General features: G+C 56.3%; 15 protein-coding genes and 1 pseudogene. 6 read left to right on the plus strand and 10 right to left on the minus strand.

Annotation, left to right across the window (positions count from 1 at the left end; all coding sequences use genetic code 11):
* On the plus strand, positions 1-884 hold an 884-nt coding region (gene clpX / locus P8O11_RS00150; protein ID WP_300290386.1), incomplete at its 5' end, for an ATP-dependent Clp protease ATP-binding subunit ClpX.
* A 171-nt stretch (positions 885-1,055) separates the two neighbouring features.
* On the opposite strand, the gene P8O11_RS00155 is transcribed toward clpX, so the two are convergent.
* Positions 1,056-2,714 carry an FkbM family methyltransferase gene (locus P8O11_RS00155; protein ID WP_300290388.1) on the minus strand — a complete coding sequence of 553 codons (1,659 nt, stop codon included), beginning with the start codon at positions 2,712-2,714 and terminating at the stop codon, positions 1,056-1,058.
* Positions 2,715-2,890: 176 nt separating this feature from the next.
* Between P8O11_RS00155 and P8O11_RS00160 the strand changes: the two genes are divergently transcribed.
* The 3 genes from P8O11_RS00160 to P8O11_RS00170 are packed head-to-tail and all read left to right on the plus strand — an operon-like array spanning position 2,891 to position 4,099.
* Positions 2,891-3,274 (plus strand): NADH:ubiquinone oxidoreductase subunit NDUFA12, encoded by a 384-nt coding sequence (locus tag P8O11_RS00160; protein ID WP_300290390.1) that lies wholly within the window; start codon positions 2,891-2,893, stop codon positions 3,272-3,274.
* Positions 3,275-3,287: 13 nt separating this feature from the next.
* The gene (gene mlaD, locus P8O11_RS00165; RefSeq protein WP_300290392.1) at positions 3,288-3,743 is read left to right on the plus strand and encodes an outer membrane lipid asymmetry maintenance protein MlaD; all 456 of its coding nucleotides are present in this window, start codon (positions 3,288-3,290) and stop codon (positions 3,741-3,743) included.
* Positions 3,740-4,099: a DUF2155 domain-containing protein gene (locus P8O11_RS00170; protein ID WP_300290394.1), complete on the plus strand. Its 360-nt coding sequence runs from the start codon at positions 3,740-3,742 to the stop codon at positions 4,097-4,099. The genes mlaD and P8O11_RS00170 overlap by 4 nt, the downstream gene beginning before the upstream one ends.
* On the opposite strand, the gene aat is transcribed toward P8O11_RS00170, so the two are convergent.
* From aat to P8O11_RS00190, 4 genes are all read right to left on the minus strand, one after another.
* Positions 4,063-4,698: a leucyl/phenylalanyl-tRNA--protein transferase gene (gene aat / locus P8O11_RS00175; RefSeq protein WP_300290396.1), complete on the minus strand. Its 636-nt coding sequence runs from the start codon at positions 4,696-4,698 to the stop codon at positions 4,063-4,065. The two genes, P8O11_RS00170 and aat, sit on opposite strands and share 37 nt — an antisense overlap.
* Positions 4,695-6,047 carry an acetyl-CoA carboxylase biotin carboxylase subunit gene (gene accC / locus P8O11_RS00180; protein ID WP_300290398.1) on the minus strand — a complete coding sequence of 451 codons (1,353 nt, stop codon included), beginning with the start codon at positions 6,045-6,047 and terminating at the stop codon, positions 4,695-4,697. Before accC ends, aat begins: the two co-directional genes overlap by 4 nt.
* 9 nt (positions 6,048-6,056) lie before the next feature.
* On the minus strand, positions 6,057-6,548 hold the full coding sequence (gene accB / locus P8O11_RS00185) for an acetyl-CoA carboxylase biotin carboxyl carrier protein (protein ID WP_300290400.1): 492 nt from the start codon (positions 6,546-6,548) through the stop codon (positions 6,057-6,059).
* Between the two features lie 140 nt (positions 6,549-6,688).
* Positions 6,689-7,240, minus strand: coding sequence for a LuxR C-terminal-related transcriptional regulator (locus P8O11_RS00190; protein ID WP_300290402.1), 552 nt, complete (start codon positions 7,238-7,240; stop codon positions 6,689-6,691).
* Positions 7,241-7,347: 107 nt separating this feature from the next.
* Between P8O11_RS00190 and P8O11_RS00195 the strand changes: the two genes are divergently transcribed.
* Together P8O11_RS00195 and P8O11_RS00200 are read left to right on the plus strand one after the other, a co-directional pair.
* The gene (locus P8O11_RS00195; protein ID WP_300290404.1) at positions 7,348-8,868 is read left to right on the plus strand and encodes a class I adenylate-forming enzyme family protein; all 1,521 of its coding nucleotides are present in this window, start codon (positions 7,348-7,350) and stop codon (positions 8,866-8,868) included.
* Positions 8,865-9,668 (plus strand): SDR family NAD(P)-dependent oxidoreductase, encoded by an 804-nt coding sequence (locus P8O11_RS00200; RefSeq protein WP_300290406.1) that lies wholly within the window; start codon positions 8,865-8,867, stop codon positions 9,666-9,668. Before P8O11_RS00195 ends, P8O11_RS00200 begins: the two co-directional genes overlap by 4 nt.
* Positions 9,669-10,237: 569 nt before the next feature.
* On the opposite strand, the gene acs is transcribed toward P8O11_RS00200, so the two are convergent.
* The 5 genes and pseudogenes from acs to P8O11_RS00225 form a co-directional block, all read right to left on the minus strand.
* Positions 10,238-12,184, minus strand: coding sequence for an acetate--CoA ligase (gene acs, locus P8O11_RS00205; RefSeq protein WP_300290408.1), 1,947 nt, complete (start codon positions 12,182-12,184; stop codon positions 10,238-10,240).
* Positions 12,185-12,269: 85 nt separating this feature from the next.
* Entirely contained in the window at positions 12,270-13,025 is a 756-nt protein-coding gene (locus P8O11_RS00210) for an ABC transporter ATP-binding protein (protein WP_300290410.1), read from the minus strand.
* A 12-nt stretch (positions 13,026-13,037) separates the two neighbouring features.
* Complete coding sequence (locus P8O11_RS00215; RefSeq protein ID WP_300290412.1) at positions 13,038-13,793, minus strand: ABC transporter ATP-binding protein; 756 nt, start codon at positions 13,791-13,793, stop codon at positions 13,038-13,040.
* A gap of 11 nt (positions 13,794-13,804) precedes the next feature.
* The gene (locus P8O11_RS00220) at positions 13,805-14,998 is read right to left on the minus strand and encodes a branched-chain amino acid ABC transporter permease (protein WP_300290414.1); all 1,194 of its coding nucleotides are present in this window, start codon (positions 14,996-14,998) and stop codon (positions 13,805-13,807) included.
* Positions 14,999-15,001: 3 nt separating this feature from the next.
* A pseudogene (locus P8O11_RS00225) lies at positions 15,002-15,493 on the minus strand (branched-chain amino acid ABC transporter permease); the annotation flags it as partial.

Raw genomic sequence — 15,493 nt, forward strand, 5'->3', positions numbered from 1 at the left:
CGCAGACGCTGGCGCGGATTTTGGATGTTCCGTTTACCATGGCGGATGCGACCACGCTGACCGAAGCGGGCTATGTGGGTGAAGATGTTGAAAACATCATTCTGAAGCTTCTGCAAAGCTCCGAATACAACGTGGAGAAGGCGCAGCGTGGGATTGTTTATATCGACGAGGTCGACAAGATCACTCGCAAATCTGAAAACCCCTCGATCACGCGCGATGTGAGCGGTGAAGGCGTGCAACAGGCGCTTCTCAAGCTTATGGAAGGCACGGTTGCTTCCGTGCCTCCACAGGGCGGTCGCAAGCATCCGCAGCAGGAGTTCCTGCAAGTGGATACGACCAACATCCTGTTTATCTGTGGTGGCGCTTTTGCCGGTCTTGACCGGATCATCAAACAGCGCGGCAAGGGCTCGGCAATGGGCTTTGGCGCGGATGTTCGCGACGAGAGCATGGTCGGCATTGGCGAGACATTCAAATCCCTCGAGCCCGAAGACCTGCTCAAGTTTGGTCTGATCCCCGAGTTTGTTGGGCGTCTGCCTGTATTGGCGACGCTGGAAGACTTGGACGAGGATGCGCTCGTCACGATCCTGACAGAGCCGAAGAATGCGCTTGTGAAGCAGTACCAGCGCCTGTTTGAGCTGGAAGATGCGCAGCTGACCTTTACCGAAGATGCGTTGAGCGCGATTGCGCGCCGTGCGATTGAACGTAAGACAGGGGCGCGCGGCTTGCGCTCGATCCTTGAGGATATTCTGCTTAACACGATGTTTGATTTGCCTGCGCTTGAGAATGTGCAGGAAGTTGTTGTGAATGAAGAGGCTGTCATCTCTGATGCACAACCGCTCATCATTTATGCGGATCAAAAGAAAAAGGAAGGCGCGGTGAGCTAAGCGCAACCGCCTGAGCGAGACAGAGAAAAGCCCCGTTGGTGTGAAGCCAGCGGGGCTTTTCTTTTAGGCTTCTGTGAAACTGTCACCCAGTAGCGCTGAGACATCCGCGGGTGAGAAATTTTCCCAAATGTCGGGGCTTGGGGTGAGAAATCCGTCCATCAGGAGCGCGTCCTAGAGGGCGGGGAAGTCTATCTCGCCGACAGCATGGCGGGCTTTGCGCTCGCCTTTAGGCATCCAATTTCGGATCAGCGCATCACCGCTGAGGGCAGTGACGCCAGCGAAGGCTTTGAGATGCGCTTCGATATAGTCCGTGGCCGAGGAGCGGCGGCGCACAATGATGGCGAGTTTTTGTGCGGGGCCCGTGACCATGGCCGCGAGGTGAATGGCGGAGCCTTCTGCGGCTATGATATGGCTGGCGGCTTTATAGCGCGCTATTTGTGTCGCGATATCATGCTCTTGAGGGTGAAAAACCTCATAACCCTGAGCCTCCAAGTGACGCTCCAGCGCCTCTTCGCCAACCAGAGAGCCTTTGCGAAACTCGAATTTGGAGCGTGAGATATAGAGCTTCTCAGGCCCACTGGCGGGCACTGTCGCACCAAACCGCCCCGCCATGAAGGCGCGGAACTCAGGCGTGCCACTTGAAATAGCACCAAGACCAAAGCCTTGCCCAGGTACGATGAGCCGCTCCACACGCATTGGCTCTGTCACTATTTTGACGGGCAGGCCGGGGGCGAGCTCTTCAAAGAACTTCCATTGCCAGCGTTTGATCAGGCCTGCATTGCGCGGGCGTTTGGGCGTGAAAAGAATGCCACTGAGCTCGCTTTCATGGGCGTCGAGTGCCCAAAGGCGGGGTGTGCTTTCGGCTAGAAAATGTCCGAAGTGAAGCCAGAGCGGGCCGCCCCAAAGCCAAGTGCCTTCGAGCGCCTTGGGAGTCTCTGACGGCATGGCTGGGGGCAATGTGAGAGCGCGATCACGACGCCAGAGTGCGCCTTGGGCGACGTAATTGCCTGCGCGATCCAGCACGCCTGTCGCCTGAACGAGGCCTGCCTCAATCGGCGGGACGATGAGTGCGTCTTCAAGTGTTGTGATCTTGCGCGACCAGCCATCGTCAGGCAGGGGCGGGGCATTGGGCACATCCGGACCGCGCAGGCAGGTCCAGACGAGGCGGGTGCTGACGGAGTTGTCTTTGGAAAAGCCAGCGTTGCGCAGGATCGTCTTGCACTCTTTCATGCCCTCCTTGCCGTAACTCTCGGGGTGAAACTCCAGCACGATCGCGCGCAAGCCTGTTAAGTCTGCTTGGCGCAGAAACTCCAACTCACCCCCTTCGATATCCATCAAAAGGACTGTTGGTTGGAAGCTTTTGCGCAGCTCTTCATAGCGCGCTGTCGGGATCGTGACGGTTTCTGTCTCACGTTTGTCTGTGTCGGTGAGGGATGAGCCGAGGAAGCTGTTGCGCAGAAAAAAATCAACCGTTTTAGGCGGCTCCGGGTCTGTGAGAAGCACTTTGTTGTGAAGCTTGATCTTGGTTTTTATCTTGTTGAGCGCATAGAGCGCTTCGATGTGGGGGATCATGTTTGGATTGGCCTCAAAAGAGACCATCACTTCGGAGCGGGCGTTGAGCTGTGTGACGGCGCTAACTATCCCGAGGCCTGCGCCCATCTCGATCACGCGATCAGAAGGACCAACGACGGAGAGCGCACCAGCGATCTCTTGGCCTTCATAGCGGGCCTCATTGATGCGCGCGATGCGTGTTTCGTTGAGGAACGGAGAAGGAGGAACCTTGACGCCCATACATTCGGCGACATGTGTCGGAGGGGATTGAACTGTCATAATGTGCTGCCCAGCATCTTTTGTTTTGTGCAAAGCTAGCAAATTGACCGCTCCAGAGCTACGAATTTGAGCGAATGCGCGCTAAGTTTTGCAAAGCGAGGCGCAAATGGCGCAAGCTAGGCTGGACCTTGGTCTTAAATTGGGCCATATCAGAAGCAAGTTTTGCGGAGGCTCTCATGGGCATTTTGAAATCTATCCTGCGAGTTGCCACATGGTGGAACGGCTCGACGCTCAACACCCAGCTCTATACGTGGCGCAAGGGGAAACGCGTGGGCGAAGACAGCCAAGGCAATGTCTATTACACAAGCCGTGACGGCAAACGCCGTTGGGTTATGTTTAATGGCACGGTTGAGGCAAGCCGCATTGATGCGAACTGGCATGGCTGGTTGCACCACACGTTTAAAGAGACGCCGACTGATGCGCCTCTTCCACATAAGGCCTGGGGAAAGCCACATGAGCCAAACCACACGGGTACGCCGCTTGCCTATATTCCCGAAGGGTCTTTGCGCCGCGCAGAACCGAAAGAACGCCGTGATTATGAGGCTTGGGCTCCTGAATAGGAGCGGATTGTAAATGTCTGAAAACACAACAGAAGTATTGGTTGGCGGCGCGGTTTTGGCGGCTGCGGTGGCGTTTGTGCTTTATACGGGGCAAGCCACAGGATTTTCTGGTCAGGGCGCGGGCTACCCGCTTTCGGCTTCGTTTCGCTCGCTTGAGGGCGTGACTGTGGGCACGGATGTGCGCCTTGCAGGTGTCAAAGTCGGCACTGTGATAGGGGTCACTCTGAACCCTGAGACCTATCGCGCTGACACGACATTGAGCGTGGCATCTGGCGTTGAGATTCCAGACGACAGCGCTGTGATCGTGAGCCAAGAGGGGCTTTTGGGCGGGAACTTTGTTGAGATCATGCCAGGCGGATCGCCATTCTTCTATGAAGAAGGCGATGAAATTCTCGATACGCAGGGATCGGTTTCGCTTATTTCATTGCTTCTCAAGTTTGTAGCTGGAGACTCGGGGGCCTCTGAATGAAGCGCTTGGGCATCGCTTTGGTGCTGTTTTTGGCGGGCTCTGCTGTCTTTGCTGAACAAGTTAGCCTTGGGACAGGCGCGATTTTACGCGGGCTTGATAAGGTTAACGGCAAGACCAGTGATCTGGATATGGCCAATGGCACTTCTGTCGAATTTGGTCGGCTAAGCGTTTCGCTTGGCGAGTGCCGCTACCCTGAAGGGAACCCGTCGGGTGACGCTTATGCGTTTTTGACAATTCACGAGACAGGCAAGCCTGATTTGATCTTCTCTGGTTGGATGGTTGCCTCATCGCCTGCGCTGAGTGCGCTGGACCATGCGCGTTATGATGTTTGGGTGACGCGCTGCAAGACGCAGTAGGGGTCCTGATCTAAGCTTACAGAAAACAGATCGGCATCATGCGTGAGCGCTGCGGCGAGCTGAGTGCGATAACTTGCACGACAGATTTCGAGGCCACCGAGGCTTGCGAGATGAGGCGTGAGAAACTGTGTATCAAAGAGTGTGAAACCTGCGCGCGAAAGATGATCAACGAGATGGGCGAGGGCGAGTTTGCTGCCACCTGTGGCACGGCTGAACATGCTTTCACCAAAGAAGGCGCTGCCCAGAGTGATGCCGTAAGTTCCGCCAATCAGTGCGCCATCCTGCCATATTTCGAAGGAATGAGCAAAGCCTCGGGCGTGGAGCTCTGTAAAAACGGCCTCGATATCGGCGTTGATCCACGTGTCTTCGCGATCAGCGCAGGCCAGTATAACACCGCTAAAGTTTTGATTTATTGCAGGGGTATAGCCGCCTTTTTTCATCTGTTTCGCCAGGCTGCGTGAGATGTGAAAGCCGTTTAAAGGAAGTATGCCGCGCTCGCGTGGATCGACCCAGAAGATTTCAGGATCGTTGCGCCCCTCGGACATAGGAAAAACGCCCGAAGCATAGGCATGTAGCACAACTTCGGGCGTGAGGGTCATGCCTCGGAAAGGTTTGTTTCGAGCCAGTGCTCCAACCAGTGGATGTTGTATCCGCCCGAGAGGATGTCCTCTTCCTGCAAGAGTGCGTGAAAGAGCGGCACTGTGGTGTCGACACCATCGACGATCAGCTCGCCAAGTGCACGGTCAAGACGTGCGAGCGCTTCTGGGCGGTCGCGTCCGTGAACAATGAGCTTGCCGATGAGGCTATCGTAATAGGGTGGGATGGAATAGCCGTCGTAGAGTGCGCTATCCATGCGCACACCAAGGCCGCCTGGCGCGTGAAACTGCGTGATCTTCCCCGGGCAGGGCGTGAAATTGGGTAGTTTTTCTGCGTTGATGCGCACCTCAATAGCGTGGCCGTTGATCTTCAGATCTTCTTGCGTGAAGGACATAGGCTGGCCTTCTGCAACGCGGATTTGTTCGCGCACCAGATCAACACCGAAGATGGCTTCTGTCACGGGATGCTCGACTTGCAGGCGGGTGTTCATCTCGATGAAATAGAACTCGCCGTTCTCGTAGAGAAACTCGATCGTGCCCGCGCCGATATAGTTGATATCAGCCATGGCGTCGGCACAGACTTTGCCGATCTTGGCGCGCTCTTCAGGGGAAATTGAGGGGCCAGGAGCCTCTTCAAAAACCTTCTGGTGGCGGCGCTGGAGCGAGCAGTCGCGCTCGCCAAGGTGAACGGCGCGTCCTTTGCCATCACCAAACACCTGGATTTCGATGTGGCGGGGCGTTGTGAGGTATTTCTCGATATAGACTTCGTCATTGCCGAAGTTGGACTTGCCCTCGGCACGGGCTGTCTGGAAAGCAGAGGGCATATCGGCGGCGGTTTGCGCCACTTTCATGCCTTTGCCGCCGCCACCAGCTGTGGCTTTGATGATCACGGGATAGCCAATCTCTTCGCCGATGCGCTGTGCATCTTCGAGCGTGGCGACGCCGCCGTCAGAGCCGGGCACAACGGGTACGCCAAGCTTGATCATGGTTTCTTTGGCTGTGATTTTGTCGCCCATGACGCGGATGTGCTCGGCTGTTGGGCCGATGAAGATCAGGTCGTGATCTTCGACGATTTGCACGAAATTGGCGTTTTCAGACAGAAAGCCATAGCCAGGATGAATCGCTTGCGCGCCTGTGATTTCGCAGGCGGCAATGATTGCTGGGATTGAGAGATAGCTCTCTGTGCCAGCAGGCGGGCCGATGCAGACGCTTTCATCGGCCATGCGCACGTGCATAGCGTCTGCGTCTGCTGTGGAGTGAACGGCGACCGACTGAATGCCCATTTCGCGGCAGGCGCGAATGACCCTCAGGGCGATCTCACCGCGGTTGGCGATAAGGACTTTTTCAATCATGTCAGAGCCTTATTCGATAATCATCAGGGGTGTTCCGAACTCGACAGCATCGCCATCGGAGACCAGAATACGCTTGACCGTGCCCGATTTGGGGGCCGGAATGTGGTTCATCGTTTTCATGGCTTCCACGATCAGCAGGGTGTCGCCTTCGTTGACTTGCTGGCCGACGGAGACAAACGACGTTGCGCTTGGCTCTGGCTGAAGATAGATCGTTCCGACCATAGGAGAGTTCACAGCGCCCGGGTGGCTAGACGGATCTTCGGCAGGGGCAGCCGCCGCCGCAGGGGCGGCCGCAGCAGCCGCAACAGGGGCCGCAGCCGCAACGGGAGCAGCAACATGCTGAACCACTTCTGTTTTGCGACTTACGCGAACGTTCAGGCTGTCATTGTCGCCATATTCGCGTTTTACGTTGAGTTCGGTGAGATCGTTCTCGCCGAGGATTTTCGCCAGTGCCTCGATAAAGGCCACATCGGTGTCATGAGTTCCGTCTTTTTTTGTCATCATGTCCTCAGGTATTGGCTCCGCGGTTTACGAAGCGTCAGGATTTGGGGCCTTATAGGCGAAGTGAGCGGGCGTGAAAAGCCGCATATCTGCCCGCATGTTTGAAGCTTTTGAGCGATAATGCGAGGGGAAACTGCAGCTCATAGTGGCATGCCTGAGAGTTTGGCCACCAGTTCGGCCAGTTTACGGGCGCGAAACTTCTCTTGTAGGCGGGCGCGATAGACTTCGATTGTGCGGTAGCTGAGGCCCAGCTCGCGGCCTATTTCCTTAGAGGTAAGTCCACGGCAAGTCAAAATCGCGACTTCGCGCTCGCGCGTTGTGAGGGCGACAAGGGGGCGCTCTTGGGACAGATCAGCAAAGCTCCAGACGCCACGTTTGAAGGGCGCATCAGGCGTGAGGCTTTGGCCACGCACGCGACACCAAAAAAGCGTGCCATCACGGCGGCGCATCACGCGCTCGTCGGCGTAGCGGCCTCTGGTGCGCATCGCCTCAAGTCCGCGCGCTCCGATGCGCTCATAGTCCTCACGGCTGGGGTATAGCGCCTCAAGGGGCATGTCGATGTAGCTTTGGGGCGCCCCACCGAAGATCTCGGCAAAGAGCGCATTGGCGGATTTTATGATGCGGTTTTCTAAGATCACCAGCCCGATGGGGGCGTGGGTAAAGGCCAGATCCGAGGGGGTATGCTGCGTCATGTCACAAGAGTGCCCGCTTTTTAGGCGCGCAGCAAGAGCACGTAGAACTACGGCATTGCGGGCGCGCTTGGCTTGGTGCTGAATGTGCTCAAGTTTGGGAGGACGACATGAACATAGCTGAGTATCTTTACCGCACGGCTGCCTTGACGCCATCGCGGGAGGCGCTGTTTTGGGGCGAGACCTGCGTGGCGGATTATGGTGCGTTTTTGGAACGCGCGGGGCAGGTGGCGGCTTGGCTCTTGGCGCAGTGCTCAGGCAAGGGCGCGCCTGTCGCGATTTTCATGAAGAATCTGCCGGACTATCTCATTGTTCAATATGGGATATGGATGGCGGGAGCTGTGGCAGTGCCAATTAACGCGAAGCTTCACGGGCGTGAGGCAGCATGGATTATTGACAATGCCGAGGCTGCAATAGTGTTTTGTGACACGGGCTTGGCGCAGTCTTTGCTAGATGCTGGCACAGATGCAAGGCTGATGGATGTTCAGAGCGACGCTTATGAAGTGGTGCGCTCGACGGCGCCGCTTGCGCAGCCCGTCACCTGTGCGAATGATGATTTGGCGTGGCTGTTTTACACTTCGGGCACAACGGGGCGGCCCAAGGGCGTGATGATCACCCATCGGATGCTGCGTTCGATGGCGCTGTGTTACTTTGTTGATGCGGATCAGGTGATGCCCGAAGATGCAGCGCTTTATGCGGCGCCGCTCAGTCATGGGGCTGGGATTTACAACATCATGCATGTGATGGTCGGTGCGCGCCACATCTGCCCGCTTTCAGGCGGGTTTGATGAGGCTGAAATCTTCGAGCTCGCGGCGCATTTTGGGCTTGTGCATATGTTTGCCGCGCCGACAATGGTCAAGCGGATGACGCTGGCTGCCAAAGTGGCGGGTGTGAAGGGCGAGGGCTTGCGCAGTATCGTGTATGCAGGTGGCCCGATGTACAATGCCGACATTATCGAGGCGGTTGAGTATTTTGGCCCCGTTTTCTTACAGATTTACGGGCAGGGCGAGTGTCCGATGGGCATATCTGCATTGTCTCGCCACGATGTGACGGACCGCAGCCACCCACGCTGGCGCGAGCGACTTGGCTCTGTGGGGCGCGCGCAATCTGCTGTTGAAGTCATGATTGGTGGGGCGGATGGCGTGGAACTTCCATGCGGAGAAGTCGGCGAGATCATGGTGCGCGGGGATACTGTTATGCCCGGCTATTGGAGGAACGCAGAGGCCAGCGCCAAGACGCTTGTGAACGGCTGGCTCATGACGGGGGACATGGGCAGCATGGATGCTGATGGCTATATTACGATGCATGACCGTTCCAAAGATATGATCATTACAGGGGGGAGCAATGTCTACCCTCGCGAAGTGGAAGAAGTGCTTTTGGAGCTGCCTGATGTAGAGGAGGTCAGTGTTGTGGGGCGTGCGCATCCTGAGTGGGGCGAGGATGTTGTGGCCTTTGTTGTGATGACGAAAGGGGCGGTGCTTGATCGAGCGGCCTTGGATGCGCAATGCCTTGAGAATATTGCGCGGTTTAAGAGGCCCAAGGATTATTATGCTCTCGATGAACTGCCTAAGAACAACTATGGCAAGGTTCTTAAGACCGAGCTGCGCAAGCGTCTGGAGGAAATGGGATGAGTGATCTCAGCGGAAAGAAGGCCTTTGTGACAGGATCTGTACAGGGGATTGGTCTTGCGATTGCCAAAGCGCTCGGCGGGGCGGGTGCGCGCGTTGCGCTACACGGTTTGGCCACGCCAGAAGAGGGCGACGCAGCTTGCTCCGCCGTGCGGGCGGCAGGAGCTGCTGATGTTCGGTTTTTCGGGGGAGATATGCGCGATGTCAGTGCAATTGATGCACTTGTAAATGATGTGCGGGCATGGGCCCCTGTTGATATTCTGGCGAACAATGCGGGTATTCAGCATACAGCGCCTTTGGCAGACATGCCACGCGACACATGGGAGGCGATTCTGGCGATTAACCTTTCGGCGGCGTTTCACACAATGCAGGCTTTGATGCCTGATATGGCGGCGCGCGGCTTTGGGCGGGTTATTAATATTGCTTCTGTCCATGGGCTTGTCGCAAGCAAGGATAAGGCGCCCTATGTGGCAGCAAAGTTTGGGCTGGTGGGCTTGAGCCGAGTTGCGGCGCTAGAATATGCGAGCGCAGGAACCAAAGCGAGTGGTGGCGTGACTGTGAACTGTATTGCACCAGGCTGGACCGAAACGGGGATCATTCAGCCACAGATTGAGGCAAGAGCCGCGCAGCACGGCGGGAGCCGCGACGCAGGTATCGCGGAGCTGTTGGGCGAAAAGCAACCTTCGTTGCGCACCTCGGACCCGGAGGAGATTGGTGCGCTAGCGCTCTGGCTTTGTGAGCGAGTTGCCCACAATGTGACGGGCACAACCATCCCGGTGGATGGCGGCTGGACTGCGCAATAGTGGCTATTCTTTTTTTCTGCTCTTCCTGAAGCTGGGCAAGCTCTTGGGAGAGACGCATCTCAATGAGAGAGGCGGCTGTCGATGTACCAACGGGCAGGCTTCGGCGGGGGGGAGCGGCCTCTTTGGGCGGGCTTTCCAGCATAATACGTGTCGTGCTGGTGGCCGTGCTTTGTTGTACGGCGCTTCGCAGCTCGGTCTTGGCCACGGCAGGCGCGGCGCTTTGGACCTGAGATTGCGCGAGGCGCTCGCTCATTGCAGTTGTTGTTGCGCTGCGTGTTTGGGACGCGGCGCCAAGACTTTCTACCAAGGACATTTTTGGCTCCGATCATGGAGCCCCCACCACGACCAAATATCTGCCTGAAATCCTAACAGAAGGTTAAGAATGCTGGGTTGACTAAAATCCTGTCGAGTTTGGGGCCCAATCGGACTTTGAGGCACTGGCACGACGTCGGGTTTGCCTCCAAGACATTTTGAAGCAGAGATAGGGCGTCTTAGGAACTTGTATTTCAACATAAAAAACCGCGCTGAGGCGTGGGCCTCGCGCGGTTTTAAGTTCGTGTGAGCGATTTTTAGTCGCGGCTCATTCTGTTTTCGATCAGCTCTTCCACAACTGAAGGGTCTGCGAGTGTCGAGATATCACCCAAAGCGCCATAATCATTTTCAGCGATCTTGCGCAGAATGCGGCGCATGATTTTGCCTGAACGGGTCTTTGGCAGCCCTGGTGCCCATTGGATCAGGTCAGGGGAAGCGATGGGGCCGATTTCTTGACGAACCCAGTTGCGAAGCTCTTTACGAAGCTCCTCAGTAGGCTCTGCATCATTCATGAGCGTGACATAGCAATAGATGCCTTGGCCTTTGATCTCATGCGGATAACCGACTACGGCAGCTTCGGCCACGGCGGCGTGAGCGACGAGGGCGCTTTCTACTTCGGCTGTGCCCATGCGGTGACCTGATACGTTGATCACGTCATCGACGCGGCCAGTGATCCAGTAGTCGCCATCATCGTCGCGTTTGCAGCCGTCACCAGCGAAGTAGTAGCCTTTGTAGTCAGAGAAGTAGGTCTTTTCAAAGCGCTCGTGATCGCCCCAGACTGTGCGCATCTGGCCTGGCCAGCTGTCTTTCATGCAGAGCACGCCTTCTGTGGGGAAGGTGTCGATCTCTTCACCAGATGTTGGCTCCAGCACGACAGGCTGGACGCCGAAGAAGGGCTTCATTGCCGCGCCTGGCTTTGTCGCGTGCGCGCCGGGTAGGGGGGTCATCATGTGGCCGCCAGTCTCGGTCTGCCACCATGTGTCAACGATGGGGCAACGGCCGCCGCCGACAACATCATTGTACCAGTTCCAGGCTTCGGGGTTGATTGGTTCACCGACCGTGCCAAGGACTTTGAGGCTGCTTAGGTCACATTTCTCAACGAATTCATTTCCTTGTCCCATAAGGGCGCGCAGAGCCGTGGGGGCTGTGTAGAATTGGTTGACTTTGTGCTTTTCACAAACCTGCCAGAAGCGGGAGGCGTCTGGGTAGGTGGGGGTGCCTTCAAACATCAGCGTTGTTGCGCCGTTTGCAAGCGGTCCGTAAACGATATAGCTGTGGCCCGTGACCCAGCCGACATCGGCTGTGCACCAGTAGATATCGCCATCGTGGTAGTCAAACGTGATCTCTTGGGTCATCGAGGCCCACACCAGATAACCGCCAGAACAGTGGACCACGCCTTTTGGCTGTCCTGTGGAGCCTGAGGTGTAGAGGATGAAGAGTGGATCTTCTGCGTTCATCTCCTCGGGAGGGCAGTCGGCGGAGACTTTGGCAATTTCTTCGTGGTACCAGAAATCAAGCCCATCACGCCAAGCGACCTGATCGCCTGTGCGCTTTACGACGAGGCATTTGACGTCATCAACATCATGCAAGAGCGCTTGGTTGACGTTGTCTTTGAGCTTGGTCTTGCGGCCACCGCGAGGAGCGTGGTCAGCTGTGATCACGACTTTGGCTTGGCAGCCATTGACGCGCGCGCCGAGGGCATCAGGCGAGAAGCCCGCAAAGACGATCGAGTGGATCGCACCGATGCGTGCGCAGGCGAGCATGGCATAGGCCGCTTCTGGAATCATCGGCATGTAGATGATAATGCGGTCGCCCTTGCTGACACCCATGTTCTTGAGAACATTTGCCATTTTGCCAACGTGGCCGTGTAGTTCGGTATAGGTGATGTGCTGGGCAGGCTCGTTGGGATCATCGGGTTCAAAGATGATCGCTGTTTGGCTGCCGCGTGTGGCGAGGTGACGGTCGACGCAGTTTGCGGCGATATTGAGGGTTCCGTCCTCGAACCATTTGATGTCGATATTGCCTGGCTCAAAGGAGACGTTTTTCACTTTGGTGAAGGGTTTGATCCAGTCCAAACGCTTGCCGTGCTCGGCCCAGAAGGCGTCTGGGTTGTTTACGGATGCGGCATACATCTCGTCGTATTTGGCGGCGTCAACGTGGGCGTTGGCGGCCATGGAAGCGGAAGGGGCGTAAGTTTTGGACATAGCGGTTTCCCATTTGTCTTTGCGTTGGGGCTCTTGGTGGCCCGCCTGTTGCGAAATGGTCTGACAGGCGGGCCAAGGAGAGGCCTTAGATGGCGAGATACTCGGCACGCAGCTCGGCGTTTTCAAGCACTTCTGCGGCAGATCCGTCAAAGACGATCCCGCCTGTGTCAAGAATCACAGCGCGATCAGCGAGCTCTAGCGCACGTATGGCGTTTTGTTCGACGAGGATCGTTGTGATGCCTTGCTCTTTGATGATGCGCAGGGTTTTTTCGATCTCATCCACAATCACGGGCGCGAGGCCTTCATATGGCTCATCAAGCAGAAGCACCTTGATGTCGCGTGCAAGTGCGCGGGCGACGGCGAGCATCTGTTGTTCGCCACCAGAGAGCGTAACACCCTCTTGTTTGCGGCGCTCTTTGAGGCGTGGGAACAGCTCATAAAGACGATCAAGCGACCAGCCGATGGGCGGCGCAATCTGGGCAAGCTGCAGGTTTTCCTCAACTGTCAGGCCGCGAATGATGCAGCGGTCTTCTGGCACAAGGCCAATACCCGCTTGAGCCGCTTGGTAGCTTGACATGTTATGAAGCGGCTGATGGTCCAGCCAGATTTCACCATGTGTCACTTGCGGTGCGTCCATGCGCGCAATAGAGCGCAGGGTCGACGTTTTGCCAGCGCCGTTACGACCGAGAAGGGCGAGAATTTCGCCTTCATGGACGTTGAAGCTGATGTTTTGCACAATATAGCTTTCGCCATAGTAGCTTTCCATTCCCCAGACCGAGAGATAGGCGGGGGCGGTTTCAGCAAAGCTTTTGCCTTTGGAGAAGTCGGGCTTCACATTCATCTGAGTTCTCCTTTATGCCGCTTCGCCGAGGTACGCTTCGCGCACTTTCGGGTGGCCTTTGATGTTTTCCGGGTGGTCTTCGACCAGGGGTGTGCCCTGTGCCAGAACGGTGATCCGGTCCGCCAATGAGAAGACCACGTGCATATCGTGCTCGATGATTGCGATTGTGATATCGCGCTCTTCTTTGATCTGCTTCAGAAGGTCGATGGTGTTGTTCGTGTCGGCGCGCGCCATACCTGCTGTCGGCTCATCGAGCAAAAGAAGGCGTGGCTCTTGGCTGAGGCACATTGCGATTTCGAGGCGGCGTTTGTCGCCACGAGACATCGAAGAGGCTTGCATGCCACGCTTGTTGGCCAGCCCCATGTCTTCGAGCATCGCCTCTGCTTTTTCAACGATGTCTTTTTCGCTCATCATGCCTTCAATTGCGTGCATGCGGAATGCTCCATCACGCTTTGCAAACACTGGGATCATCATGTTTTCCATAACGGTGAGATCTGAAAAGATCTCTGGCGTCTGGAACACGCGCGAGATGCCCATCTGATTGATTTCAAAAGGCTTGCGACCGAGTACCGACTGACCGTCGAACATAACGGAGCCTGTGTCGGGGATGAGTTTTCCGACAAAGACGTTGAGCAGGGTGGACTTGCCCGCGCCGTTAGGCCCGATGATCGCGTGGCAGGTGTTCTCTGCCACGCTGAGGTTTACATCGTTCAACGCTTGCAGACCACCGAAGCGCTTGCCGACGTTCTTGACTTCAAGAATTCCCATTGGAGCTTTCCTTATTCTGCAGGTGTTGATTGCGCGGTGTCTTCGGGCGTGTCTTTGCGCTTGAAGAGCTTCGCGATGCGTTGTCCGCCTTCGACAAGTCCGCCTGGCAAGAAGATAACCACGAGCATGAAGATAATGCCGAGGGTCAGGTGCCAGCCTTTGCCGATGAACGGGTAGATCAGCGTGATGATGAAGTCTTCAAGCCCATCGGGCAGGAAGGCAAACCATGTGTGCAGGATGTCTGAGTTGATCTTGGAGAGGATATTCTCCATGTATTTGATCAAGCCTGCGCCAAGGACCGGGCCGATAAGTGTTCCTGCACCGCCGAGGATTGTCATCAGAACAACTTCACCTGAGGCTGTCCAGAACATACGCTCCGGGCCCACCTGGGTATCCATCGCGACCATAAGACCGCCTGCAAGACCAGCATACATGCCCGAGATAACAAAGGCTGCGAGCGTGTAGGGGCGGGCATTCAGACCTGTGTAGTTCATACGCTGTTGGTTTGATTTGACCGCGCGGAGCATGAGGCCGAAAGGCGAGCGGAAGATGCGAATGGCGAGGTAGAAGGCCACAAGCATTATGATGGCTGCCAGGTAGTAGCCCGCGTTGAACGTAAAGAGCCAGCTGCCTAGCGAGAGTTCGGCACTAGAGCTCATGTTCAGGCCAAAGATATTGGCACGAGCCTGTTCCCCAGCCGCCAGAGCGCCATCAAGGATGCGTGCATCGGCGAGCTTGAGTTGGAGACCTGTTTCACCGCCTGTGATTGGAGTGAGAACCGAATAGGCCATCGCAAAGGACATTTGTGCAAATGCGAGGGTCAGGATCGAGAAGTAGATGCCCGAGCGACGCAAGCTGACGTAGCCGACGACGAGGGCAAAGATACCTGCGATCACAACCGCCATAATCATAGCCGGGATCACGTTCGTTGTGAGCAGCTTCATCATCCAGATAGCGGCGTAGGAGCCGACACCGAGGAATGCGGCGTGTCCGAAGCTGAGGTAGCCTGTCAGGCCGAACAGGATGTTAAACCCGATTGCGAAGATCCCGAAGATCACGAAACGCTGCATCAAGTCGGGATAGCCCGCATTGAACTGGGCGAGGCCCGAGCCTTCAGGGAAGGGGTTAAGGATGAACGGTGCGAGCATTGTAAGGCACGCCACGATCAGTAGGAGATTAAAGTCTTTTTTGTCTAGTCCGAGCATGGCTTAGTCCTCCATCACGCCTTTGCGACCCATAAGGCCACGTGGACGCGTGAGTAGAATGATGATTGCGACCAGATAGATAATGATCTGGTTCAGGCCTGGGAGGTATTCGAGCACTTGTGCCATTGACGCGATGCTTTCGAGGATACCGAGCAGGAAGCCTGCGAGCACAGCGCCGGGCAGTGAACCCATACCGCCCACAACAACCACAACGAAGCTAAGAACAAGGAAGTCCATGCCCATGTGATAGTTAGGTGAGTTGATTGGCGCATACATAACGCCCGCAAGCCCCGCCACGGCGGCCGCTATGCCGAACATGATGGTGAAGCGTTTGTCGATGTTGATGCCGAGCAGGCCGACTGTTTCGCGGTCCGCCATACCAGCGCGCACAACCATACCGAAGGTGGTAAACTGCAGGAAGGCGAACACAGCACCGATGATCACGGCGGCAAAGGCGAAGTATACGAGGCGCCAGTAAGGGTAGATGATCGTATT

It is taken from the genome of Lentibacter sp. (assembly GCF_029254145.1).
Classification (GTDB): domain Bacteria; phylum Pseudomonadota; class Alphaproteobacteria; order Rhodobacterales; family Rhodobacteraceae; genus Lentibacter.